The organism is Nocardioides sp. LML1-1-1.1, from assembly GCF_040676175.1.
Taxonomy (GTDB): domain Bacteria; phylum Actinomycetota; class Actinomycetes; order Propionibacteriales; family Nocardioidaceae; genus Nocardioides.
Genome location: NZ_JBEGHK010000009.1, coordinates 1 through 21,801, shown reverse-complemented (window position 1 = coordinate 21,801; position 21,801 = coordinate 1). Strand labels below are relative to the sequence as shown.

The window sequence follows — 21,801 nt, the reverse complement described above, 5'->3', positions numbered from 1 at the left end:
TCGTTTGCTTGAAAGAAAGGAACCCACCTCATGAACGAGTTCACCCACCTGAAGATGGCGATGGAGTACTGGCGCTCCCGCTGGGAGGTCGCTCGCCGTGACGAGCGCGGGGCCTCGGCGCCGGAGTACCTGGTGCTGCTGCTCGGCATTCTGGTGATCGCTGGGCTGGCGATCGTCGCGGTCCGCACGTTCGTCACCAACAAGGGCAACGAGCTCAACGGCCGGTAGGGCCTGGAGAGCCAGCTGTTCCTGACACCGAGAACGAGAAGCCAGCTATGACCATCCCGAAGCGCCTCCGGCCCCTCTGGGGTCTACGGGTGCGCCGCCGCGACGAGCGCGGCATCGCGGCCCCGGAGTTCGTGGTCGTCATGCCGGTGGTGATGCTGATCTTCTTGACGCTGGTCCAGTGGTCGGTGCAGCTGTACAACGACCGGATCGTTCACGCCGCGGCCCGTGAGGCGGCCGTCGACGCTGCCGCCTGGGAAGGCACCGAAGACGCCGGCAGGCAGACCGCCAACGAGTACCTGGCCGACTCTGGCAGCGACCTGTCCAACACCAGCGTCAGGATCAACGTGGGGGCGACCGAAGTGACCGTCACCGTCTCCGGCGACGTGATGACGCTGTTGCCCGGGTTCACCAAGCGGGTCACGGCCACTGCCACTGTGCCACGGGAGAGGTTCGCAGAATGACGCGGCCGCCGACCACGACAACAGACTGGCGAGACGCCATCGACTCCTTCAGCCACGACGGTCCCGGAGGCGATGAAGCGCTCGCAGCCCAGCACCCTGACCTGGTGGCTGCCCTGCACAAGCTGATGCCCGGCGACGTGCCGGTGCAGATCGGGCGCGACAGCATCACCCGCCAACCAGATGGGGCCTGGCGCGTCGGGAACGACCGGAACCTTGCCTCACCATGGGTCGTAGTCCAGTCGCTCCGCTCCTCTCGCCACCGCCACCGCGACAGCAGTCCTTGGCGCGAGAGGCTCCGCGCACCGCGAGACGAGCGCGGCTACACCGCCGTCGAGCTGCTGGCGATGACCACCGTCCTGGTCGGCTTCATCACCGTCGTCGTCGGCGGCGGCCGGTTCGTCGACTCGAACAGCCAGGTTGATGACGCTGCATACGCGGCTGCACGGGCCGCATCCCTGGAAACGAACTTCGAGGCCGGGCAGATGGCAGGCCGCGAAGCGGCCGCCGACTCGCTGGCCGATCGGGGGAAGGCCTGCACCCAGTTGACGGTGTCGTTCGCGGGAACCGACTTCCGGACCTCGGGTCACGTGCGGGTCGAGGTCACCTGCCACGCGAACCTGAGCGACGTCGTCGGGTTCGGCCTGCCTGGCGCCAAGGCCTTCACCAGCACGGCCGTGGTCCCGATCGAGCAGTACCGGCGGCTGCCATGATGTCGCGACTCATTCGACGGCTGCGGGACCGGCGCGACGAGCGAGGAGTGGTCTCTACGTGGACGATCCTCATGGCCTCGGGGGTGTTCCTGGTGCTGCTCGGCCTCGTCTATGACGGCGGCAACGCCATGAACCAGCGCATCGCTGCCCACCGCGCCGCGGAACAGGCCGCGCGTGCGGCCGCCGACGAGATGCGCGGCGTCCGTGACGGGACCGAGGGAATCAACCAGGCGACCGCGACCGCGCGCGCCAACCAGATCCTGCAGCAGGCCGGATGGAGCGGCACCGTGAACATCAACGGGCTCGACGTCACCGTGAGGGTCACGGGAAAGTCAGACAACGCGTTCCTCAACGTCCTCGGCTTCACAAGCTTCCCGGTCGACGAGACCGGCACCGCAACGTCTATCACGGGCCCGAACTAGGTTCCGGGAGAGAGAAGACACACCATGCTGGGATTGGTCAAGCGACTCGGAGCCCTCGCACTACTGCTGGGGCTCCTCGTCGGGTTCCCCGCCCTGTTGATCGCGGCCGTGGGCAACCCGTGGCCCGCTGGGGGGTTGAACGAGCTCTCACTCATGAGCAATTCGGCCGTGCTCGGAATCATCTCGCTGCTGGGCTGGTTCGTGTGGGCGCAGCTCCTGCTGTGCACCCTGTGGGAGATCCCCCCTGCGCTGCGCCACGAGCCCCAGGGGGCCTCGAGGCTGCCGATCGCGGTTGGTGGCCAGCAGAGGTTCATCCGCATGCTTGTCCACACCGTCCTCGCGGTCGGGGTCACCTCGACAACTCTGCTCGGTTCGCACGCAGCCACCGCGGAGGCTGCCTCGTCCGCACCCGTGCGGCCCGTAACCCATGTCGCACACCAGTCGCCGGCCGCGCACCCGGATGCGAGTCCCACAGCCTCACCAGTCCAGGCCGCACCGAACACGGCCCAGGACCACCGGGCCGACCCTCCGAAGATCGTCACCGACAAGGGCGACACCTTGTGGGGCCTGGCCGAGAGGCACCTGGGAGACGGGTTCCGGTGGCAGGAGATCGCGGACCTGAACCAGGGGCGGGGCATGGCCGACGGCCGCACCTTCAACAACCCGCGCAGTATCGAGCCCGGCTGGGAGCTGCTGCTGCCCGCCGATGCGACCAACCTGCCCGGCGACCAGACCCCCGAGACCGAGCACGTCATCACGGCCGGTGAAACGCTGACCGGGATCACCGAGGAGACGACCGGCGACCCGGACAACTGGCAGGCGCTGTACGAGGCCAACAAGGAGGTGATCGGCAGCGACCCTGACCTCATCTACCCCGGGCAGGTCCTCGTGCTGCCGGGCGCTGGCGACGTCGACCCAGGCACGGACCGGGCGCCGCAGCGAGAGCGCGACCACCTGCCCGGCAAGTCCACCAGTGGTCAGGGGACCGGCGGATCCTCGGGAGCCGACGACCAGGCTGGGCAAGACGAGCAGCAGACTCCCGAGGAGCCGGCTACCCCGATCGCACCGTCGCAGGAGTCGGCTCAGGAGGCGCCGGGAAGTACGGAGCAGGTGCCGGCCGCAGCCGACGGTTCGGAAGAGGCCAGCGACGAGGGCGGGATCACGGGCCTGCGGGCGCTGCTGGCCACCGCTGCGTGTCTGGCGGTGGGAGCCCTGGGGATGGTGGCCGCTAACCGGCGGCGCCAGTTCCGTCGCCGCCGGATCGGCCGCACGATTGCCTCGACTCCTGACGAGCTCGTGGAGGTGGAGCAGGCGATCATCGAGAACGGCTCCGGGGCGCAGGAAGATGTCACGTTCCTCGACCGGGCTCTGCGACACGTGGCCGCATGCTGCAAGGTGGCCGGTCAGCCGCTTCCTCAGCTGGGCGCCGCGGTGCTGGGCGATGAGGACCTGACCCTGCTCTTCACCCACCCCGCGCCCGGCGAGGTGCCGGAGGGTTGGACCGCGACCGATGACGCCCGAGCCTGGATGCTGCCGCGCTGGACGTTCCTCGAGGAGGACCTGGAGAACCAGCCGGCCCCGTACCCGGCACTGGTGACCATCGGCCAGGACGAGGGCGGTCGTACCTGGCTGCTCGACCTGGAGACGCTGGGCATGTGCGGGATCTGCGGCGATCCCGAGCAGGTGGCTGACCTGGCGCGGTTCATGGTGGCCGAGCTGGCGGTCAACGCATGGTCGGAGGGCAGTGAGGTGCTGCTTGCCGACCAGTTCGGAGCCGAGACCATCGGCCTCAACCCGGCCCGCCTGCGGCAGGTCCAGCGCAGCGACGCCCTGGCTCGGGCAGCTGTGCTGACCGGTGAGATGGGCGAGGGTGAGCAGAACCTGGATGCTGACCTGTTGACTCGTCGCCGAGACGGGCTGCTGCTGGACAGCACCAGCCCGGTGGTGGTCGTGGTGTCCTCTCGCCCCGAGGGCGAGTTCGTCGCCGACATCGAGGACCGGGACCGCTCCCGGGTCGTGGTCGTGCACGGCGAGGAGGAGTCGCCGGCCGTGGAGCTGGCCGGCGACGGCATGGCGTTCCTGCCGATGTGGGGCATCAGCGTCAAGGCCTTCACCCTGCCGACCGCCCAGGCGGAGGCGATGGCAGCGCTGGTGGCGTCGACCCGCAACCTCGAAGACGAGCCGGTGCCGAACACGCAGTCTGACGAAGGGCCGCTGGGCAAGTACGCCCGAGCCGACGGGTCATTGCGTGAGGAGTACACCGAGCCGCGGCGCACCGATGGCAACGACCCCTCCTCGATGCTGCCCGATGCCGACGAGGTCTACATGGCCACCGCGGCCACGACCCCGGAGGACCTCGCTGCGGCCGCGCCGAGTGTTCCCAAGGAGGTCCGTGCCGAGATCGCGGCACTCGACCCGACGCTGGACCAAGACGTGGCTGATTGGTTCGACGAGTCCTCGCCGCGGCCCAAGGTGCACCTGCTCGGTCCGGTGTCGGTCAGCGCACGCGACGGTGGCGACCCCGCGGCGATCGACAACGCCGGGGGCACCGTCTCCTTCATCGCCTACCTGGCCGTTCAAGACCATGGGGTCACCGGGGAGCGGGCCGCCGTAGCGTGCGGGTGGAAGACGCAGAAGACGGTTCAGAACCGTGCCACCAACGCCCGCTTCCTGTTGGGCACCCGACCCGACGGCAGCGACTGGCTGCCGGACGCGAGCATGAGCGCCGGCGCCCGCCGGGGCACCAGCCCCACCTACGAACTCGTGCGGGGGACCGGCGGGGTCCTGAACAGTGCGGACTTGTTCGTGCGACTCAAGCACCGCGCCGAGCGCCGCGGTGATGAGGGCTGTGAGGAGGACCTGGTGACCGCGCTGTCGTTGGTGACTGGTGCACCGTTCGAAGCGGCCACCGAGCACCGGTTCAAGTGGCTCTTCAAGCCGGGGCAGCAGCGGTGGGACGAGATCCTGGTGGGAGCCATCCACGACGCGGCCCACATCTTGGCGACGCGGGCGGTCACGGCTGGCCGGACCGACCTGGTCAGGGTGGCCTGCGACGCAGCCCGGAAGGCCAGCCCTCACAGCGACATCGCGTGGCTCGACGAGGCCGCGGCCACGGAAGCCGAGAGCGGTCGTGACGCCGCTGGCGAGCTCATCCGCGAGCAGGTCCTCGACCCGTACGACGAGGACCTCCCGCCGCGCTCGGAGGCGGTTGTGGAACAGCGCGAGTGGGGAGCGACCGGGTAGCTCGCCGCAGGCTCCGAATGGGGCCCCGAGGACGACTTCGGCCCTGTCTCACCTGGATGGTGGGACAGGGCCGAAGCCCGTTTTCGGGTCGTCCACGGGGTATCCGCAACCCGTTCGGACGAACTTTTTTGACTTTTTCTCCGAAGGGTCTGGTGAGCCGGCTCACCGGCTCTGACCTGCGGTTTTGCGATTGGTGAGCGGGTTGGTGAGCGGTCATCGGGCCGGTCAGCGCGTGGGGTGAGCGCTGTGGTGAGCGAGGTGGTGAGGGGTCGGCTCTGCAGTAGGCGCGTCCTGATCGCCTCTCTCGGAGGACCGCCATGTCTGCCAGTCACCCCGCCCACGAAGTCACCATCGGCGCCCCAACTCGCACCACGGCTCCTGGCCCGTCCTGGAGCGACGCCCACCACCAGCGCCGCAGGGCACAAAGCGCGCTGGCCACTTCGGTCATCAGCAGCCTGGAGCGCTCCGGGAAGTGGGCCGAGTGGCAGCAGGTCGAACCCCGTCTGGCCGGGTTCACCAGCCTCGAGGAGGCCCGGGAAGGATGGCGTCGACGCGATGAGCGCTGCTACCAAGTCGTCGCCGGCCTGACCGCCCTCGGGTCCCGCCGCGGAGGCGATGACGACGACGCAGCGCTGGCCGTGGCGGTGCTGCTCGAGGAGGGCGTGAACCGGGTGGCGATGACCCTGACCGACGTGTGCGAGATCGACGACGTCAACGCCACGGTGTGGGAGGAGGTCAAGGGAGCCGAGCCGCAGATGGGCTGCCACGCCGCCACGTACCTGCTGCGACGCGCCCGCCAGCGCCTCAGCCGCCCGGCCGCCGGAATGGTCTCCCGGGTCGACACGACGTCTCTGGAAGCGCGGTCCGAGCGGATGAACTCGTTGGGGATCGGCAGCGATCCCGGGTCGGGCCCGGTCAACCTGGTCCGCGACGCGGTCCTCACGGTCCCGGAGGTCGAGGACCCCGTCGAGGACCTGGCCGATCTGCTCACCTGGGCGCGCGAGGTCGGCGTCATCGACACCGACGAGATCGACCTCCTCGTCGAGCTCCTCGCCGCCGAGAACGACGGCATGCCCCGTGAACAGGCCCAGCGGGTCGTCGGCGAGCGCCACGGCGTCGCGATGCGGACGATCCGACGCCGACGCGACCGCACCGCCGCGCGGCTGCGCGACGCCGCCCCGAAGTACCTGGCCGCCATCGCCTGAAGACCTCAGTCTGCATTCTCGAAGAATTTCCGGCGCCCTGTCCGATCCGGACAGGGCGCGGTTGCTTCTCCAAACATGAGCGAGCAGGCACCCACCGCACTCACTGACTCCGAGCCGACCCCTGAGGTCGTCGCGCAGCTGCTGGACGTGGTGGCCGACCACAGCGTCGACCACGCGCTGTCCGACATCGAGCGGATGATTGCGCGCCTGCGCGCCGACGCCGAAGAGGCCGCGGAGGCACGCGAAGTGCTCCGCAACACCCCTGCCGCCGTTCTCCGTGAGGCGCTGCGGCTCCGGGCGGCGGCACGGATCGAGGCGGCCCGATGAGCACCAGCACCGTGCCCCGCTACTCCACGCGTGAGCTCCAGGCCGCAGCTGCCGCACTGGCAGCCGGCACGTTCTCCACTACGGCCCCGCGAACCGCGACACCGGACGCGGCCGAGGACCAGGACCCGCAGGCGATCGCGGCGCCCCCGCCAGCGGCCGAGAATCGGGATCGGGCCCCCCGAGGCACCGACCGCACGCCGGACGAGGCCGCCGCGGCGACGGTGTCGACGGGCTCGCTGGTGCGGGTGCGTGCCGCCAACGCTGGCGCCGGGGCCTCGACGATCGCCCTGGCCCTGGCCGATGCCGCAGACGCCGCAGGTATCCGCACCCGCGTACTTGATGCCGCAGCCCCGGCCTGGTCGGGACTGCTGGGCGCCACTGTCACCGAGCTCGGCGCCGCCGAGGGCTGGCGCCGCGGCCGCCGCGGCGACGGCGTACTGATCGACCGTGTCGAGGACCCAGTAAGAGTCCTTGCTGAGGTGCCCCGCCCGCGGTCGGTGGATGGCGTCGACCTAACGGTTCTGGACGCCGGATGGTCCATGCGTGAGCTCGCCGCTTCCGGGGCGGGCTCTTGGGTCGCCACGACGCCGGCACGCGCAGAGGTCCTGGTGACCCGGCCGCACGGTCTGGCATTGAGCCAGACCGAGGCGGCGCTGGCCGACGTCGAGGACCAGCTCGGCCGCGGCGGGGTCGTGGTCGTCGTCGTGGGTGCAGACCGCTGGAGCGACCGCGAGTTCGCGGCCGCCGGCCGGCTGCTGCGCACAGCGCGCCAGCAGGAGGCCGTCCTGTTCATGCCGTTGCTGCCCGCCAAGGCCCTGCCGGGCCTGGGCCCGGACCCGCTGCCCAAGCAGCTCACAAGCCCCTCCCAGCGCCTGCTGGAGCGGATCACCACCATCACCGGCCCGCTGACCGCGAACCGGACCTGAAAGGAAAGAGAGAAGAAGATGATCATCGAGACCATCTCGGAGGTCGCCACCCAGATCGCGGCCGCGGGACACATCAGGGCCGAGGGTGTCGGCGACGTCTGCGCCCAGGCCCCGACCGGCGTCAAGCCGTACGTCAACGACATCCTCGGCTGGGTCAAGTACGGCGTGATCGCCATCATCATCGGCGCCGGCTTCGCCTCGTCGGGCGCACTGATCGTGGGGAAGTTCGGCCAGATGGGCCGGGCCGCTCAGATCGGCGCCTCGGGGCTGTTCTGGACCGTGATCGGCGCGATCGCGTTCGTCTGCATCTACGCCATCCTCAACGGCATCGTCGGGAACGGCTGCTGACATGTTCGACCGGACCCGACACGTCTACCAGGCAAAGCTGGTTGACCCCGACACCGAGTGGACCCGCCGCAGGCTGCAGATCCTGCTGGGGATCGCTGCCGTCGTCGTCCTCGCCATGGCGGCGGGCGGCGTGTGGTCGGTGGTCAGCATGCTCACCGGCTCGTCATCCGGAGACGGAACCGGGTCCGATTCGGCTGTGTCCGCCCAGGACCAGCTCGCCGACAAGCAGCTGCCCGACGCGCCCCTGGAGGCCGCGCAACCCGGAAGCCTGTCGTCGGGCGAGACCGGCACGATCGAGATTCCGGCACCAATGGAGGTGGGGGAGGTCGGTGTTGCGACCGGGTTCCCGCACACCCCGGAGGGCGCTCTGGCCCAGCTCGCCGCGATCGACACGACCGCGCTGACGTCGGCGTCGGTCCGAGTGGCCCAGGAGGTCATCACCGCGTGGGCCGCGCCCGGCGGTCCGACGGCCGAGAGCTGGTCGGGTGTGCAGGGCCTGGCCGCGCTCCTGGAGTCGGCCGGAATGTCCTCGGACGCCCAGAACACCATCACGATCGGTGCAGAGCCGAAGATGGGATTCATCAAGGGCACGGTCGGTGACGACTTCGTCATCCCGTGCATCGACTTCATCATCACCGCCACCACCGCGTCGGGCCGGCCACAGCAGGTCGCGGCCGCCGACTGCCAGCGCATGGTGTGGCAGGACGACCGGTGGGTGATCGGCGAGGGCGAGGAGCCGGCGCCGGCGCCGTCGTTGTGGCCCGGCTCCCAGGCCTCCTTCGACGCCGGCTACCAGTGGCTGGAGGTCCCGCAGTCATGAGCACACAGACCATTGCGGGCATCGTCCCGATGATCGATCTCAACCCCTTGAACTGGCTCGGGGAAAAGGCCAAGGAGGGCCTGGCCGACGGGTTCACCTCGATGATGATGTCGATCTGGTCAGGCGCACTGTGGCTGCTCAAGACCGCCTTCGGACTGATCGACAACTTCACCCCCAACGTCGCCGACCCGGACCTGGCCAAGCTCTACTCCGTCACCTTGTGGATCGCCTTGGTGATCGCCCTGGTGATGGCGTTCGGCCAGATCGGGCTGGCGGTCCTCCGGCAGGACGGCCGCGGTTTCGGCACCCTCGCCGCGGGAGTGGTCCAGTACGGCGCAGTCCTGTCCTGCTGGATCACCGTGAGCGCGGGGCTCATCGCCGCCGCCTCGGGGCTGACCAAGGGCATCTTGGACACCCTGCTCGGCGTGGACAGCTTCTCCGGCTACGCGGCCGGCGACGGGTTCGTCGACCGCGTCTCGGGCACGACACAGGCAGCGACGCTCGGGATCTGTGCGCTGTTCATCCTGATCCCGGCGTCCTTCGGTCACATGGTGATCATGATGGTGCGCTCGGCGGCGCTGCTGATCCTGGTGGCCACCATGCCGATGTCGGCGGCGGGAGCGTTGTCGGAGGGCACCAAGTCGTGGATGTGGAAGTCGATCCGCTGGTTCATGGCCTGCGTGCTGATGGAGCCCCTCCTGGCGCTGGTGGTGGGGATGGGCACGCAGTTCGCGTGGGCCGGCATGCCCGACGGCCAGGAGCAGGGCCTCGGCGACAATCCGCTGCACTTCAGTTCGACGTCAGAGAACATCGGCATGTCAGTGGTCGGGTCGATCATCATGCTGGTGGCCTGCTTCATGCCGCTGGTGTTGTTCCGGATGCTGGCCTTCGTCGACCCCGGCACCGCGTCGGGTGCCTCGTTCCGCTCGACGATGGACGCCAACGGCGGCGTCGCCGGACTGTTGAAGGGCAAGGGCGCCGGCGCCCAGGCGTCCGGATCCGGTGCCGCGAGCGAGACCGCCTCGGACGGCCGCACGACCTCGGAGAACGGTGCTGATGCCGAGACCGCGAACAGGTTCCAGTCCTCGGGGTTCAAGAAGTTCGGCGGCAAGGTCGGCGGGGTCGTCGGTGGTGCCATGGAGAAGACCGGGAAGGTCGCCCAGGCCGGCGCCTCGATGAGTGTCGACGTGCTCGGCCAGGCCGGAATCGGCAACCAGGGCTACTACCCGACCGACCACACCCCCAAGCAGAAGCGTCAAGGACAGCACGGCCAGCAGCGTCGGCCGTTCAACGACACCAACGGCGACGGCGTCGCCAACGACATCCCACCCGAGGCCCAGGCCGCAGTTGAGGACGGAGCGTTCGTCGCATGAGCGTCTACGGAGCATCCGCAACCCGTGACCGGCAGGCCTGGCTCTTCGGCCTGACCGGACCCCAGTTCTTCCTGGTGCTGGCCGCCGGGTTCCCGACCTGGATGGCGATCGCCATCGGGCAGTGGCTCGCGCTGCTGGGCCTCGTCCCGATGTGGGGCCTGGTTGCGCTACTGACCTGCCTACCGATCCGAGGCCACTCGGCATTCCAGTGGATCGGCGTCCTGTTCCGGCACCTGGTCGGCGCGGCGTTCGGCTGGTCCCGGTTCCAGTCCAAGGCTGCCGCCGGCGACCTCGACCTCGGCGACGAGGACGACGAGGAGGACAACGGCGAGGCAGGCGAGGCGGACCTGCCCGGCATCCTGTCCAGCATCCAGATCCACGACGGCCCGCCGATGACCGGGCAGACCGCGCGCCCCGCGATCATCCAGAACCACGCAACCCGCACGTGGGCGGCCACCGCGCGGGTCGTCCACCCGGGCATCGGGATGAGCGACGACGCAGACCGGTTCCGCATGGGAGCCGGCCTCACCGAGATGATGGAGGCCGCAACCGCTGGCAACCAGATCGACCTGGTCGTGGTGCAGGTCCGCACCATCCCCGACGACGGCACCGAGCGCGACGAGTGGGTGCGTCACAACGCGCGACCCGACGAGCCGGAGGTTTCGGCCCGGGTCAATGCCCAACTGGAGGCGATGACTGCCGGCGCGGCGGTGCGCCGCGAGGCGTTCGTGACCGTGGTGGTTCGAGAAGACGTCATCAACAAGGACGCCAAGCGCGCCGGCCGCGGCGTGATGGGCCGGGCGAGGATCCTGTACTCCGTGCTGGCCGAGGTCGAAGCCCGGCTGACCGGATCGATCGGCTGCACGCGGGTGAACTGGCTCGATAGCTCCGAGCTCGCCGTGGCGATCCGCACCGGCTTCGAGCCCGGTGATGCGCCGGCGCTCGCGGACGCGGCGATCCATCACCGTGACGACCCGTCGATCGCGGCCGGTGTCCCGCTTGGCGCCGCCGGTCCCACGAACGCGTCGACCGCAATGCGGTCCTACCGGCACGGGGAGTGGGAGTCGATCTCCTCCACCATCCTTCTTCCCCGCAAGGGCGCCAGGATGGGTGCGCTGGCGCGGGTGCTGGTCCCCTCCCAGCCCGGCGAGCGGCGCGCACTGACGGTGTTCTACCGGCCGGTCTCGCAGCAGGCGGCCGACAGGTCCACCGGCCGGGCACAGATGTCAGCAGTGATGGCCGGCACGCTGCGGGAGAAGGCTGGCAAGGTCGAGCGAGCCAAGGACCGCCAGTCGGTCGGCAAGCTGCACGAGCGTGACGAGAAGCTCGAGATGGGTCGCTCGCTGGTCAAGGTGTCCTCGGCAGTCTCAGTCACGGTTCCTGCCGGGTGGAACGTGCAGGACTTCGGCCGTCGTCTCGACGCCTCAATCCGTATCAGCGGCTTCACCCCACTCCCTCTGGACGGGGCACACGACGCGGCGTTCGCGGTGTCCGCGATCCCGCTGGGGGCAGGCCTACCGAAGAAGCGCCGCTAACCCGAGAAGCGCGCAGACCCGGCCCGGCCTGAAACAGCCCGGTCGCCAGATGTCCGATCTGGCGACCGGGCTGTTGCTTCTCCAGGCAGACGGAAGAGCGGTGGGCGTCACCACGCAGTCCCCGCCCGCGCACAACCTGTCGCCCGCCCTAAACCAAGTCCGCCCTGCCGAGCCGTGCGGGGCGCCGACGAAAGGAAGAGACACCATGAGCAACAGTTCTGCGGGGCCCGCCCGAGCGCGCCCGGCTGCCCGCCTCACTCTCCTCGCGCTCGTGTGTGCGGCGGTGACCGTCGTCGGTGGTGGGTCGCAGGCTGCCGCGGCAACCCCGGTCGAGGACATGGGGTGTCGGATGGTCGTGTTCGACAACCTCTGGGAGCACCCCTACGGGCGAGACGGGATGGTCGCGAAGTACCAGGGCTGCAAGGTCCGCAAGGGCTGGTCCAAGAGAACCTATCGCGCGATGACGGACCGCCAGGGGCGGCTCAACAAGCGGCTCGAGGCATCCGAGTGCACAGTCGGGGACCACCACCTCTCGGGTGTGACCAGGACGCATTACAAGGGCACCCGGGTCGTCGTCTTCAAGTACCGCTTCGACTACCTGCTGTCCTGCTGAACACCGCGTTCCCAAAGAGCCCGGCCGCCAGATGTCCGATCTGGCGGCCGGGCTGTTGCTTCTCCGGGCATGGAGCACCAATCCGCCCTGTCGAAGGAGTCACCCGTGTTGCCGCGATCGAGTAACCGCACCCGGACGTCGCAACCGCCGCTGGTTGGTCGCCTGCACGAGCTGGCGACCACGCGCCCCGTGTCCACCGCGCCCGCGTCGCAGATGTGGGGGCAGCCTCCGCGCCTGGCCGGCCAAGCGCTGATCCAAAGCCCGCAGATGGCGATGCTCGGCCAGCTCGGCCGCGGCCAGAGCGCCGTCTGCGTATCGAAGAGCTGGCTGCGGCAGGACGGCAGCAAGACCGCACTGATGCGGTGGCTCTACATGGACGCACTGCGGTTCTCGGGACGGCCCGTGGTGGTCCTCGACGAAGCGGCGGCCGTAGAGCCGTTCGACTTCTCCACGGTCAACGACGTGACGCTCGATCCGCTCGCGTTGGGGTCTGCGACCTCCAGCTCACCGAACGACGGCACGGAGAAGTGGTGAGCGTGGTGGCGACCAAGACCCGTTCTCGTGGCGGTGCGAAGAACGCGAGGCCGGCATCGCGGACGATCGACGACCTGCTGTCGGACTTCGGGACCACGATGCCACGCAAGGCGGCGCCGGTCGCGGAGCCGCCGGCGGAGAAGCTGTTCCCCGGCTCGGTCAAGGCCAACGGCGTACGCCGGATGGGGCATGGGTGGGCGGCCACGATGCCGCCGCTGGCCGGCTACCAGATGACATCTGAGGAGACCCCGGTCCTGTGGCCGCTGATCTCCGGTGACGGGCTCCCTCCCTGGGGCGCCGAGATGGGCTACGACGTGCTCTCGGGTGGCAAGTTCTACTGCGACCCGATGGGCTGGGTGCTCGACGACTCGATCCCGGTCACAAACCCCAACATCTTCATCTTCGGCAAGCCCGGCCGCGGGAAGTCCGCGACCGTCAAGGCGTTCATGCTCCGGATGATCCGCTACGGCTACCGGTCTCTGGTGCTCGGCGACGTCAAGGACGAGTACGAGGACCTGGCCCGGTTCCTCGGCGTCGACCCGTTCCGCATCGGCCCCGGTCTCGCGGGCCGGATCAACCCGCTCGACCTCGGCCCTCTCGGCGTGGACTGGGAGAAGCAGTCCTGCGAGGAGCAGCACCGCCGCGCGAACGTGATCTTCAACCGCTGGCTGTTTCTGATCCGGGGCCTGATCGGCTCCCAAGGCGTGACGTTCACTCCGACCGAGGAGCGGGTGATCAACAAGGTGCTGCGGCACCTGACCGGCTGGTCTGTGGGTGCCTCCCGGCTCAAGCCGGTCACCATCCCGCAGGTGTGGGCGGCACTGGATTCGCCCACCAAGGAGCTGGTCGACGACTGCCGCTACGAGAGCCCTCAGGCGTTCTACAACGGCACCCGGCCGCTGCGCGACGCGCTGGGTGCCCTCTGCGAGGGATCGCTGCAGGGCATGTTCGACACCGAGTCGACCTTCAACCCCGACTGGCGTGCGCCGATCCAGACGCTGTCGCTGCGCTCGCTGCACGAGACCGGCAACAAGGTCGCCGTGGGCATCGCGCTGATGTGCCTCAACTCCTGGGGTCAGGGCATGCGGGAGACCGCGTCGGCGGGGGATCGCCGGATCGTGCTGCGTGACGAGGCGTGGCTGCAAACCCGCCTGTCGCTGGACGCGGTGATGGCGCTCGACGCCAACCTGCGGCTCTCCCGCACCGAAGGTGACATCCAGCTGGTGACCTACCACAAGCCGTCCGACCCGCTCTCGGCCGGCGACCAAGGCAGCCAGGCCGCCCAGATCGCCAAGGACCTGCTCAACCTCTCCGACGTCCGCATCCTGATGGGCCAGGACGAGTCTGTCGCCGACGAGCTCGGCCGCCTGATGGGGCTCTCGGAGATGCAGCAAAGCGTGATCACCAACTGGGCGATGCAGGAGAAGGGACGCGCCCTGTGGATGGTCGGCGACCAGCGCTACAAGGTGCAGACGCTGCTGACCCCGCTGGAGCGGCGGCTCACGTACACCAACGACGCGATCGATCCGGCGGCGTGAATGTTCCCCGGATTTCTGACGGTTTCGCGACGGCACCCGTTCGGCGCCTGTCGGAGGAGGCCGTAAGCCGTGAAGAAGGGCGTCCTCCTCGGCCTGCCGCTGGTGATGATCGCGCCGCTGATGCTGCTCATGTTGGGCATGGGGAGCGCGAACATTGAGGCGGTCCGCGCGGCGTGCGCGACCACCGGCAGCTCGGGTGCAGGTGGATCGTTCGGGATCGGCACACTGAACTGGCGGGGGGCGTCGCACTACAAGAAGAACCCCCACCCGGGTGAGCGGCCATACGGCGAGCGCGTGCCGAACATGGTGACCAAGATCGGCGCCTCCGGTGCCTCGATCATCGGATTCCAGGAGTTCGAGCCGCCGCAGGCACAGGCCTTCCTCGAGGCCACCGACGGCGCTTGGGCGATCGTGAAGGGCAAGCATGGTGGCCCGCACGCCTCGACCGTGAACGCCATCGCGTACCAGCCCTCCGCCTGGAAGCTGGACGAGGTCCGCTACGTGTCGATTCGCTACGGCGGACCGATGATCCAGATCCCGATGGCTCGGTTCACCTCCACCGCGGGCCTCGGGTCGATCTGGGTCCTCAACACCCACAACCCGGCCGGCGCGGTGGGCGGAACTGACGCGATGCGCGATCAGGCCGTGCGTGCCGAGGCGCAGGCACTACTGCGGCTGCAGACCGCCGAGCCCAGCACCCCGTTGTTCCTGACCGGCGACATGAACGACCAGGCCAGGTTCAAGCGGCTGTTCCTGTCTCTGGCGTCGGGCTGGTCAGCTGCCAACCCCAGCAACCACCAGATCGACTGGATCATGGGGAGCCCTGCCGTCACCTTCTCCGGGACCGTCGTCGACCAGAGCACCAACGACAGGGCGCACAAGTACACCGACCATCCGTTCGTGCACTCCCGCGTGCAGCTCGCCGGCTCTACCCCTGGCCAGCCCGGAGGCAGCGCGCCCGGGCTCGGTGTCATGCCCACCGGCATCACGGCCACACCGGGTGGCCCGGTCAACGGCAATGTCTTGGTCGCGAACGCGAACATCAAGCTCCGGTCCGGGGCGACACCGGGCATCCGCGCCCTCGCCGGCCCGTCGCCTGACTTCATCACCCTCAACGAGGTCGAGGACGTCCCGCTGTCACAGATGCGGGCCGCCGCACCCGGCTACGACGCCTACCGCGAGAAGCAGCCGGCGGACAAGAACGATGCGGGGCAGGCCATGGGGAGCGCCATCATGTGGCGCTCCGACACCTGGACCATGCTCGACGGCGGTCGCATCAAGATCGTCGACGACGACCACACCGTCTTCCAGGGCAAGAACAAGCTGTGGGACCGGTTCGCCACCTGGGGCATCTTCCAGCGCTCCGACGGCGCGGTCATCTCCGTCATCGCAACCCACCACATGACCAACGCCTATCGGTTCCCCCGCCAGTGGGGGAACCCGCCGATGAGCCGCGCCGAGCAGTACGGCCTCGGCATGGACTACCTGATTGACCTGGTCGGTGTCCTGGCGCCGTACGGACCGGTGCTGATGGGTGGCGACATGAACTCTCATCCCAACGACGGGCCCAACGCGGCCGCGCCCCGGATGGCGGCGGCCGGCTACCGGTACACCAAGGACTCCGGCGTCATCTACAACTTCTACGCCGCCCCGATGAAGGTCACCAAGACCTGGGAGATCAGCAAGGCCGCCGTCCACTCCGATCACCCCGCTCTGTTCACACGCATGGCCATGAACGGCGCCGGCCCCGGCAACGCCCCCGGCAACGCACCCGGCGGAACCACCCCGGCCGGCTGCCCGCCTTGCCCCACCTCCGGGAGCCTGAGCACGGTGCTGCTCCAGCCCGTCGCGGCGACCGGCACCCTGGACGCCGCCAAGGTTGCAGCCTCGGCCGCCTACCAGGCCGGCTTCCGCGGCGAGGACCTGGTCACCGCGGTGGCCATCGCCCGCGTGGAGTCGACCTGGAATCCGCAGGCCACCAACGGAACTCACTTCGGGTTGTGGCAGATCTCCGCGCAACACAAGGGCAAGGTGCCCGGCTGGAACACGCAGGCCGACATCTTCGACCCGCTCCTCAACGCCAAGTACGCCTTCGCGCTCTACTCCGCGCGACCCGGGGCAGGAGAAGCCAAGTTCGCCGACTGGATCCCGTTCGAGAAGCAGGACTACCACCAATACCTCGCCGTCGCCCGCCAGGCAGTCGCGGCCACCGGCGGCGGCACCACAAACATCGCCAGCACCAGCTGCTCCGCCTCACCGATCCAGGTCGCCGGCGAGCTCTCGGCCGCACTCAAGACCCGCCTCGACGCCATGATGAACACCCCCAACGGCCTGTGTGCGCTGTCGTGGACCAGGGGTGCGCCCTGCACGTACGACAACCAGTGCCCCAAGGTCGTCGACGCGCTCTACGGAGGACCCGGCGTCGGACGCGGCTACGGCAACGGGCAGGACGTCGCCCAAGGCATCATCAACGCCGGACTGGCCCAGTCCCACGGCACGGGCCTCGACCCGCTCCCGCCCGTGGGCGCCGTGGTCTCCTACAACACCGGCAACGGCGTCGGCCACGTGGCGATCTACGTGGGCGGCGGCAAGATCTTCGGCAACGACTATGGCTGCAGCGCGAAAGGCGTCTACGGCTGCGTCGGCTTCGCCGACGTCCACACACCCGGCGGCTCGGTCACCTGGGCGCTGCCCAAGCAGGCCTTCGACCTCGGCGGGATGCCGGCCGCGGCCGCGTAAGCCGCTACCCAACAACAGGCGATCGCCACCAAAAAGTCGAAATCGGTCGCTCTGCGGTGTCCGATCGACGCCGCCCTGAGTTGCCTTTCCAAGCATGGACGTACGCATCGGCACCACAGTTGACGGCCAGGCCGCCGGGTTCGACACCAGCAGCGCCCGGCCGCTGCTGCTGGTCGGCGACGTCGGCCGAGGCAAGACCACCACCGCGCGCTACCTCACCCGGTGGTGGCTGGCGAACACCCGGCGGCACGCCCACGTGTACGCCCAAGCGCCCAGCGAGTGGGCAGACCTGCGCTGCGAGCCGGCGCACCCCGACCGGCTGGACGAACCGATCGGCCGCGACTGCCGTCCGGGAGCCTGTCTGGTCGTGGTCGACGACATGGACCTGCTCGACGACGACCGTCTCGACCTGCTGCCTGTGGGCCGGGCACGAACGGTCCTGACCTCTCACGGCGGCAACAGCCTGGCGGGTCGCGCACTGCTCGCCGCCGACATCGCATGCCTGGGCCTGGTCCGCCCCGATCACGCGGACCCGGCCGAGGCGGCGGTCCTTGACGGGCAGGGGCGCCTGGACTGGCCCATGGGCACGGTCGCAGTCATCCCGGATCAGCGGGGGCCGATCGACTTCCCGTGCCATCGCTGGCAGGCACCGGCAGGCGCGTGGTTGGCGGCTGCGCGATGACCCCCACCACAACTACCTCCCGAGAGGAAGTCTCATGAGCATGGAACGGTCCCGGCGAGCCCGGTTCACCAACGTCGCCCCGACGGCGGGAGAGTTCACGGTGGCCGTCCTCCTGGCCGGCCTGTTCTTCCTTCTGGTCACTCCGCTGGTCGTCCAGGGCGTCGTCGCGGGGGCCACCTCGGGGGACTTCGCGTTGCCGAACGGGCAGCTCCTCGACGCCTACGGCGGTCTGCTGCACGGCCACTTCGGTGCGGGGCTGCCCCGCGGCGTCGCCGCTGCCCTGCCTTCGGATGCGGTGATGTGGGTGCTCACGCTCCTCGGCGAGGGGTTGGTTCTCGGCGCCGGCGTCGTGGTCGGGATGTGGATGCGCGACCTGACCGGCGCCGGTTCCCGGCACGGCCTGGCCACCCCGACGCAGGCCGCGGAGGCGCTCGGGGTGCCGCGGCTGCGCAAGAGCGCCGCGGTGATCCGACCCGACCTCTACGCCCGCTCCGGCCGACGGACCCCCGTCGGCACCAAGTAGCCGGCCCCCGACAACAGAGAGGATCCCCGACGTGACCACCGCCCTTAAGCACGTGAAGCCCCACGACGTCGGCTGGCGACTCGGCCAGGCCGGACGCAGCGGACCCGAATTGTGGGTGCCCTTCGACCGGACCACCTGCGTAATCGGCCCGCAGGGTTCGGGCAAGACCCTCGACCTGCTGGTGCCTGCACTTCTCGATGCGCCCGGTGCCGCGCTGGTGACCCTGACCAAGCCCGAGGACCTGTTCCTCACCCTGGAGGCCCGCCAGAAGCTCGGTCCCGTGGCCGTGTTGGACCCGTTCAACGCCGCACCCGGCACCCCGGAGTTGGTGTGGGACTGCATCGCGGGCTGCGAGGACGCGATGCTCGCGGAACGTCGGGCGAAGGCATTCGCGAACGGAACCATCAAGGGCGCGACGTCGCAGTCCTCCGACCAGGCCGCCCGGTTCTACGCCGGCGAGTGCGCGAAGGTCCTTCAGGCGTACTTCCACGCCGCGGCGATCGCCGGCATCAGCTTGGAAGAGGTGCTGATGTGGGTCTCCAGCCCGCGCGAGTACCCGCAGGCCGAGGAGATCCTGCGTACCCACCCCGCCACGGAGCCGCTGTGGGACGGGCTGCTGCGCGGAGCCCTGTACGGCGACGAGAGGACCGCCGGCAACACGATCACGACCGTCCAGCAGGCGATGGCGCTGTTCTTCCAGCGCTCGATCCGGGAACGCTGCGTTCCCTCCGCGACCCGCCCGGCCACCGACCTCGAGGCCCTCATCCGGGACGGCGGCACTATCTACCTGCTGGGCCGCGACGACCCGTACGCCAGTGCCTCGCCGCTGATGACGGCGGTCACCGAGCAGATCCTGGACACCGCCAAGCGGCTGGGGGAGACCTCACCGCACGGGCGGCTGTGCCCACCGTTCCTGGCCTGTCTCGACGAGCTCCCGTCGACAGCGCCCATCCCGACGCTGTCGACCCGGATGGCCAACGAGCGCGCGCTCGGGCTCTCCTTCATCCTCGCCGCCCAGACATGGCGGCAGTTCGTGGTCTGCTACGGGGAGGACGAGGCGCGCACCATCTACGGGCTATCAAACAACCTGGTGGTCTTCGGTGGCGGCAAGGACATCGGCTTCTACAAGGAGCTGTCCGACCTGATCGGGTTCACCAGCCACACCGAAACCCGGTACTCGGCGCGCGGCCACGAGCTGTTCGGGGTGATGGACCGGTCCTACGACCAGCGGCGGGTGCCGATCCTCGAGCCGGCCGAACTGCGACGCATCGAGCAGCGCAAGGCGCTCGTGCTGGCCGAGATGTACGACCCGATCATCGCGAACCTGCACCGCTGCATTGACGGGAAGCGCGGCAAGGAGCTTCTCGCCGCGCAGAAGCGTGCCCGGCTCGCGGCCCGCGGCCCTGCCCCGGGGACGCAGCTGCCCATCCACCCGGTGACCACCGGACCGACGCCGCCGACCGAGCCGGTGTCCCGGACCCGGCAGCGGCTCGGGATGCCCAAGTAGGCGAGGAGAAGCCGATGACGACACAAGGGTTCACTGGGCACCCCTCTCAGGTCGCCTCCCGCGCAGCTGGTGGGGCCGCCGCACCGAACGGCAACGGGATGATGCCACTGGTCGGACTGATGGTGCGACCGTTCCCCGAACCCGGCCCCACGATCCGCACGGCGATGGAGCAGCTGCAGCAGGCCACCGTCGAGCCTCCAGCCGATGAGGAAGAGCTGCGCGAGCTCGCGCAGATGCCGCGGCCGTGGGACCCAGCCACGTGCACCGGGCTGATGCGCACCGAGCTGTGGGCGTGGCTGGACCTGGTCGCGATGTGGGTCAACGAGCAGCACCTGTGGAACGTGACCCGCCCCGGGATCCCCGAGTGCTGGCCCGCTCACCCGCACCTGGTGCACGACCTCGCGGTGCTCGCCTGCAGCCGCTACTACACCAGCTTTGCCGTCACCCCGGCCGCGCTGGAGGACTGGCACCGCTACGGGCTGCCCGGCTTCCTCGAGCGGCTACGTGACCGGCTCGGCGACGGCTGCCAGCCAAGCAAGCACCAGCCCCGGCCCCGCCGCGAACGCGACGAGAGCCACGCCTCCACCCCGGTGCGCCGTGGCCGCAAGCAGCACTACCGAGACGACGTTGAGCGCGCCGGCGAGCTGGCCGCGGTCATCGGCGAGGCCGGCGAAGCCAGACCCGACCACGACGACCTTCACGAAAGGTGGTAGCCGCGATGGCCACTCCAGACAACAACAGCCGACGGCTTCGGCTCGTCGACGACCAGCAGGACCAGCTCGCCGAAGCGCCCGATGATGGTGGGCTCACCGCCAAGCAGGCGGCGGCGTTCGCCGCGCTAGTCGCTAACGCGAATCAGGCCGCCGTCGAGCGCACGCTGGACCAGATGAACGCCGAGCAGCTGCGGTCGCTCGCGATCGCACTGGCCACCCAGGTCAACGCCGCCGAGACCGCCACCGGCGAGATGGCCGACGTCGGCCCCGACGGCATCTGCGCGATCGCGATCGCCACAGCCGCGCAATCCTTCGGCATCACCCGCGACGCCGTCCTCAGCGCCGACCGCCACCGGGCGGTGAGCGACGCCCGAGCCGTGGCCATGACCGCGGCACGCCGCGGCGGCCTGACCCTGCCGGCGATCGCGACCTACTTCGGCAAGGACCACACCAGCGTCATGTACGCCCAGAACAAGGTCGTGAACAACCCCCGACTCAACGCAGTGTGCGCCCGCATCGTCGACCAGCTCGACGAGCACTACGCAGACCCGACCAGCATCCCCGCCGAGGACCTCGCCGCCCCCGACGGCGGACGCAGCACCACGCTGCAGCTGGCCGCCCTCGACCAGACCCGCAACGACACCGCCCGCCGCCACCAGGACGAGGACGGCCAGCGGCTCGCGGTCTCCGCCGCGCCCTCCAGGTAGTGCAGGGCCGAGCGCGATGCTGAGCCGGGACCAACAGCAACTGCTGGGGTCACTGGGCGCCGGGATGGCGGCCGACGCACTCATCGATCGCCTCCGCGACCGCGGGACACTGGAAGGCGGCCGCTCGGCACCGCAAAACGGCTGCTGGATCAACTACAACCGCAAAGCGGTCTGGCTCGAAGACCATGAATCGCCCCGGGTTTCGTGGAGGCTCGGTTACTTGGAACCAGCCCCGGTCGGGACGGGTGTTTCAACGTAGCCGGTGACGATTCCGTTGGCCCAGTGGCTGGCCTCGAACTCGGCGGGCGGGACGAGACCGATCTCGCCGTGAAGGCGTCGGTGGTTGAACCAGTCGACGTACTCGGCGACCGCGATCTCGACGTCCCCGACGGACTTCCAGCCGCCTTTGGGGCGCATGGCGGGGTTGCGGATGCACTCGGCTTTGAACAGCGAGTTGAGCGCTTCGGCCATCGCGTTGTCATAGGAATCGCCTCTGGATCCGACCGACGCAACAGCCTCGAGGAGAGTCCCGTGGAGTGGTGGGGTTTGAGGACCGGCGTGGTGGCGTGAAGTAGGCGGCCATCGGCGGGATCTTCGGTGTGAAACGACCAAGTCACGCACTGAAGGAGAACCACCGATGGCCTTGT

21 protein-coding genes and 1 pseudogene are annotated in these 21,801 nt (G+C 69.4%); 21 read left to right on the top strand and 1 reads right to left on the bottom strand.

The window, feature by feature from the left end; genetic code table 11:
- Positions 1 to 30 precede the first annotated feature (30 nt).
- The 21 genes from MRBLML1_RS22600 to MRBLML1_RS22500 all read left to right on the top strand — a co-directional run bounded on the left by MRBLML1_RS22600 (position 31) and on the right by MRBLML1_RS22500 (position 21,154).
- A complete protein-coding gene (locus MRBLML1_RS22600) occupies positions 31 to 228 on the top strand; it encodes a hypothetical protein (RefSeq protein ID WP_364520369.1) in 198 nt (65 codons plus the stop codon).
- A 47-nt stretch (positions 229 to 275) separates the two neighbouring features.
- On the top strand, positions 276 to 689 hold the full coding sequence (locus tag MRBLML1_RS22595) for a TadE family protein (RefSeq protein ID WP_364520367.1): 414 nt from the start codon (positions 276 to 278) through the stop codon (positions 687 to 689).
- Between the two features lie 104 nt (positions 690 to 793).
- Positions 794 to 1,399 carry a TadE/TadG family type IV pilus assembly protein gene (locus tag MRBLML1_RS22590; protein ID WP_364520365.1) on the top strand — a complete coding sequence of 202 codons (606 nt, stop codon included), beginning with the start codon at positions 794 to 796 and terminating at the stop codon, positions 1,397 to 1,399.
- Positions 1,396 to 1,821 (top strand): pilus assembly protein TadG-related protein, encoded by a 426-nt coding sequence (locus MRBLML1_RS22585; RefSeq protein ID WP_364520363.1) that lies wholly within the window; start codon positions 1,396 to 1,398, stop codon positions 1,819 to 1,821. Before MRBLML1_RS22590 ends, MRBLML1_RS22585 begins: the two co-directional genes overlap by 4 nt.
- 24 nt (positions 1,822 to 1,845) lie before the next feature.
- Complete coding sequence (locus MRBLML1_RS22580; protein WP_364520361.1) at positions 1,846 to 5,064, top strand: LysM peptidoglycan-binding domain-containing protein; 3,219 nt, start codon at positions 1,846 to 1,848, stop codon at positions 5,062 to 5,064.
- A 317-nt stretch (positions 5,065 to 5,381) separates the two neighbouring features.
- Positions 5,382 to 6,269, top strand: a complete 888-nt coding sequence (locus MRBLML1_RS22575) for a hypothetical protein (protein ID WP_364520359.1) — start codon at positions 5,382 to 5,384, stop codon at positions 6,267 to 6,269.
- 75 nt (positions 6,270 to 6,344) lie between these two features.
- The gene (locus MRBLML1_RS22570; protein WP_364520357.1) at positions 6,345 to 6,596 is read left to right on the top strand and encodes a hypothetical protein; all 252 of its coding nucleotides are present in this window, start codon (positions 6,345 to 6,347) and stop codon (positions 6,594 to 6,596) included.
- Positions 6,593 to 7,522 (top strand): hypothetical protein, encoded by a 930-nt coding sequence (locus MRBLML1_RS22565; protein ID WP_364520355.1) that lies wholly within the window; start codon positions 6,593 to 6,595, stop codon positions 7,520 to 7,522. The genes MRBLML1_RS22570 and MRBLML1_RS22565 overlap by 4 nt, the downstream gene beginning before the upstream one ends.
- A gap of 18 nt (positions 7,523 to 7,540) precedes the next feature.
- Positions 7,541 to 7,870 carry a hypothetical protein gene (locus MRBLML1_RS22560; RefSeq protein WP_179652860.1) on the top strand — a complete coding sequence of 110 codons (330 nt, stop codon included), beginning with the start codon at positions 7,541 to 7,543 and terminating at the stop codon, positions 7,868 to 7,870.
- Position 7,871: 1 nt separating this feature from the next.
- On the top strand, positions 7,872 to 8,690 hold the full coding sequence (locus MRBLML1_RS22555) for a hypothetical protein (protein WP_364520352.1): 819 nt from the start codon (positions 7,872 to 7,874) through the stop codon (positions 8,688 to 8,690).
- Positions 8,582 to 10,063 (top strand): hypothetical protein, encoded by a 1,482-nt coding sequence (locus MRBLML1_RS22550; RefSeq protein WP_364520350.1) that lies wholly within the window; start codon positions 8,582 to 8,584, stop codon positions 10,061 to 10,063. The genes MRBLML1_RS22555 and MRBLML1_RS22550 overlap by 109 nt, the downstream gene beginning before the upstream one ends.
- The gene (locus tag MRBLML1_RS22545) at positions 10,060 to 11,598 is read left to right on the top strand and encodes an SCO6880 family protein (protein ID WP_364520348.1); all 1,539 of its coding nucleotides are present in this window, start codon (positions 10,060 to 10,062) and stop codon (positions 11,596 to 11,598) included. The genes MRBLML1_RS22550 and MRBLML1_RS22545 overlap by 4 nt, the downstream gene beginning before the upstream one ends.
- A gap of 205 nt (positions 11,599 to 11,803) precedes the next feature.
- A complete protein-coding gene (locus MRBLML1_RS22540; protein WP_364520346.1) occupies positions 11,804 to 12,211 on the top strand; it encodes a hypothetical protein in 408 nt (135 codons plus the stop codon).
- 105 nt (positions 12,212 to 12,316) lie between these two features.
- Positions 12,317 to 12,745, top strand: a complete 429-nt coding sequence (locus tag MRBLML1_RS22535; RefSeq protein WP_364520344.1) for a hypothetical protein — start codon at positions 12,317 to 12,319, stop codon at positions 12,743 to 12,745.
- A gap of 2 nt (positions 12,746 to 12,747) precedes the next feature.
- A complete protein-coding gene (locus MRBLML1_RS22530) occupies positions 12,748 to 14,283 on the top strand; it encodes an ATP-binding protein (RefSeq protein WP_364520342.1) in 1,536 nt (511 codons plus the stop codon).
- A 69-nt stretch (positions 14,284 to 14,352) separates the two neighbouring features.
- Positions 14,353 to 17,022 carry an endonuclease/exonuclease/phosphatase family protein gene (locus MRBLML1_RS22525; protein WP_364520340.1) on the top strand — a complete coding sequence of 890 codons (2,670 nt, stop codon included), beginning with the start codon at positions 14,353 to 14,355 and terminating at the stop codon, positions 17,020 to 17,022.
- Positions 17,023 to 17,116: 94 nt separating this feature from the next.
- The gene (locus tag MRBLML1_RS22520; protein WP_364520338.1) at positions 17,117 to 17,704 is read left to right on the top strand and encodes an ATP-binding protein; all 588 of its coding nucleotides are present in this window, start codon (positions 17,117 to 17,119) and stop codon (positions 17,702 to 17,704) included.
- A gap of 34 nt (positions 17,705 to 17,738) precedes the next feature.
- On the top strand, positions 17,739 to 18,227 hold the full coding sequence (locus tag MRBLML1_RS22515) for a hypothetical protein (RefSeq protein ID WP_364520336.1): 489 nt from the start codon (positions 17,739 to 17,741) through the stop codon (positions 18,225 to 18,227).
- A gap of 31 nt (positions 18,228 to 18,258) precedes the next feature.
- On the top strand, positions 18,259 to 19,734 hold the full coding sequence (locus MRBLML1_RS22510) for a type IV secretory system conjugative DNA transfer family protein (RefSeq protein ID WP_364520334.1): 1,476 nt from the start codon (positions 18,259 to 18,261) through the stop codon (positions 19,732 to 19,734).
- 164 nt (positions 19,735 to 19,898) lie between these two features.
- A complete protein-coding gene (locus MRBLML1_RS22505) occupies positions 19,899 to 20,447 on the top strand; it encodes a hypothetical protein (protein WP_364520332.1) in 549 nt (182 codons plus the stop codon).
- 5 nt (positions 20,448 to 20,452) lie between these two features.
- Positions 20,453 to 21,154 carry a helix-turn-helix domain-containing protein gene (locus MRBLML1_RS22500; protein WP_364520330.1) on the top strand — a complete coding sequence of 234 codons (702 nt, stop codon included), beginning with the start codon at positions 20,453 to 20,455 and terminating at the stop codon, positions 21,152 to 21,154.
- Positions 21,155 to 21,370: 216 nt separating this feature from the next.
- Here the strand turns inward: MRBLML1_RS22500 and MRBLML1_RS22495 are convergent.
- A pseudogene (locus MRBLML1_RS22495) lies at positions 21,371 to 21,661 on the bottom strand (integrase core domain-containing protein); the annotation flags it as partial.
- Positions 21,662 to 21,801 lie beyond the last annotated feature (140 nt).

What these genes read in the sequence shown, in the direction of transcription:
- MRBLML1_RS22570 (WP_364520357.1), top strand. Translation starts at nt 6,345, where the DNA reads ATGAGCGAGCAGGCACCCACCGCACTCACTGACTCCGAGCCGACCCCT.
- MRBLML1_RS22560 (WP_179652860.1), top strand. Translation starts at nt 7,541, where the DNA reads ATGATCATCGAGACCATCTCGGAGGTCGCCACCCAGATCGCGGCCGCG.
- MRBLML1_RS22600 (WP_364520369.1), top strand. Translation starts at nt 31, where the DNA reads ATGAACGAGTTCACCCACCTGAAGATGGCGATGGAGTACTGGCGCTCC.
- MRBLML1_RS22595 (WP_364520367.1), top strand. Translation starts at nt 276, where the DNA reads ATGACCATCCCGAAGCGCCTCCGGCCCCTCTGGGGTCTACGGGTGCGC.
- MRBLML1_RS22505 (WP_364520332.1), top strand. Translation starts at nt 19,899, where the DNA reads ATGGAGCAGCTGCAGCAGGCCACCGTCGAGCCTCCAGCCGATGAGGAA.
- MRBLML1_RS22520 (WP_364520338.1), top strand. Translation starts at nt 17,117, where the DNA reads ATGGACGTACGCATCGGCACCACAGTTGACGGCCAGGCCGCCGGGTTC.
- MRBLML1_RS22580 (WP_364520361.1), top strand. Translation starts at nt 1,846, where the DNA reads ATGCTGGGATTGGTCAAGCGACTCGGAGCCCTCGCACTACTGCTGGGG.
- MRBLML1_RS22515 (WP_364520336.1), top strand. Translation starts at nt 17,739, where the DNA reads ATGAGCATGGAACGGTCCCGGCGAGCCCGGTTCACCAACGTCGCCCCG.
- MRBLML1_RS22545 (WP_364520348.1), top strand. Translation starts at nt 10,060, where the DNA reads ATGAGCGTCTACGGAGCATCCGCAACCCGTGACCGGCAGGCCTGGCTC.
- MRBLML1_RS22575 (WP_364520359.1), top strand. Translation starts at nt 5,382, where the DNA reads ATGTCTGCCAGTCACCCCGCCCACGAAGTCACCATCGGCGCCCCAACT.
- MRBLML1_RS22540 (WP_364520346.1), top strand. Translation starts at nt 11,804, where the DNA reads ATGAGCAACAGTTCTGCGGGGCCCGCCCGAGCGCGCCCGGCTGCCCGC.
- MRBLML1_RS22585 (WP_364520363.1), top strand. Translation starts at nt 1,396, where the DNA reads ATGATGTCGCGACTCATTCGACGGCTGCGGGACCGGCGCGACGAGCGA.
- MRBLML1_RS22500 (WP_364520330.1), top strand. Translation starts at nt 20,453, where the DNA reads ATGGCCACTCCAGACAACAACAGCCGACGGCTTCGGCTCGTCGACGAC.
- MRBLML1_RS22565 (WP_364520355.1), top strand. Translation starts at nt 6,593, where the DNA reads ATGAGCACCAGCACCGTGCCCCGCTACTCCACGCGTGAGCTCCAGGCC.
- MRBLML1_RS22555 (WP_364520352.1), top strand. Translation starts at nt 7,872, where the DNA reads ATGTTCGACCGGACCCGACACGTCTACCAGGCAAAGCTGGTTGACCCC.